This window comes from Hymenobacter agri (assembly GCF_054778495.1).
Genome location: NZ_BAAGZM010000753.1, coordinates 1 through 1,763 on the forward strand (window position 1 = coordinate 1; position 1,763 = coordinate 1,763).

The following is a 1,763-nucleotide window of genomic DNA, read 5'->3' on the forward strand; positions in this document are numbered from 1 at the left end:
TGATGGTGGCCAACGTGCCGCTGACGGTGGATTTCGGGCTGGAAACGGCGGCGGCCGACCTGGGCGAAGTGGTAGTAACGGGCGTGAGCCAGGCCACCGAGCTGCGCCGCAGCCCCGTGCCCATTGCCACGCTGGGCCGGCGCGAAATCACCCTCAACGCCAACACTAACGTCATCGACGCGGCCGTGCGCGGCATTCCGGGCCTGAGCGCCGTAACGACGGGGCCGAACGTGTCGAAGCCCTTTATTCGGGGGCTGGGCTACAACCGCGTGCTGACCTTGTACAACGGCCTGCGGCAGGAAGGCCAGCAGTGGGGCGACGAGCACGGTGTGGAAGTGGATGGCTACGATATTGAGCGCGTGGAAGTTGTGAAAGGCCCCGCCAGCCTGCTCTACGGCTCCGACGCCGTGGCCGGCGTGGTGAACCTGCTGCCCGCCCTGCCCGACGGCCCCGACGGCCGCCTGCGCGGCGAGGTGCTGACCGAGTACCAGTCGAACAACGGCCTCATCGGCAACTCGCTGGGGCTGAACTACCAGCGCCACGGCCTGCAAACCAGCTTCCGGGCCAGCCACCGCCTGGCCCGCGACTACCGCAATGCCGTAGATGGCGCGGTGTACAACACCGGCTTCCGGGAGCTGACTTTGACCGGAATGCTGGGCCTGAGCAAGGCCTGGGGCAGTACCCACGCCTACGTCACGCTCTACGACAACCGTCAGGAAATTCCGGATGGCAGCCGCGACTCGCTCAGCCGGCGCTTTACCCGGCAGGTGCTGGAGAGCGGGCTTGATGACATCAGGAATCGCCCGGTGGTGGGGGGGGAGGAGCTGCATTCCTACACCATTAGCCCGCTGCACCAGCGCATCCGGCACTACCGGGTGTTCACCAAAACGCAGCTGCACCTGGGCGGCGGCGAGCTGCACCTGCTGCTGGGCGCGCAGCAAAACCGCCGCGAGGAGTTCAACCACCCCACCGCGCCCCACCAGGCCGGCCTCGACCTGCAGCTCACCACCTACACCTACGACGTGCGCTACCACCTGCCCGCGTGGCAGGGCCTGCAAATCAGCCTGGGCAGCAACGGCATGGGCCAGCGCAACCGCCACCAGCAGGCCACCGATTTCCCCATTCCCGATTACGACCTGCTCGATGCCGGCGGCTTTCTGCTGCTGAAAAAGCCGCTGGGCGCGCTGGAGCTGAGCGGCGGCCTGCGCTACGACCTGCGCCTTGTGCGGTGGGCCGATTTTTACGTGGCTCCCAACCCCGCCACCGGCTTCGATGGTGCGGCTTCGGCGGGCGTAGCGGGCGCGACGCTGCAGTTTCCGGCATTTCGGCACCAGTACCGGGGCGTGTCGGCCAGCGTGGGCGGCAGCTGGCTGGCCACCGAACAGCTAACGCTGCGCGCCAACCTGGCCCGCGGCTACCGCGCCCCCAACATCCCCGAAATCGGCTCGAACGGTCTCGACCCCGGCGCGCACATCGTGTATCTGGGCAACCGCGACTTTCGGCCCGAGTTTAGCTGGCAGCAGGACGTGGGCGCGCTCTGGCACCAGCCCACACTGGATGTGAGCGTGGAAATCTTCCACAACTACGTGCAGAACTTCATTTACCAGGCCCGTCTGCAGGATGCGGCCGGGCAGCCGGTGGTAGTGGTACCGGGCAACGCGACCTATCAGTTTCAGCAGGCGGCCGCCCGCCTCTACGGCCTCGAAGCCAGCCTGAGCTGGCGGCCAGCCGCCCTGCCCTGGCTGGCCAGCACCAGCAGCGCG

Annotated in this window: 1 protein-coding gene; it reads left to right on the forward strand. The window is 67.6% G+C overall.

Translation table 11 applies throughout. The features are described 5' to 3' along the window. The coding region (locus ACYVDE_RS21770) for a TonB-dependent receptor plug domain-containing protein (RefSeq protein WP_460503638.1) at positions 1-1,763 on the forward strand (1,763 nt) is incomplete at both ends.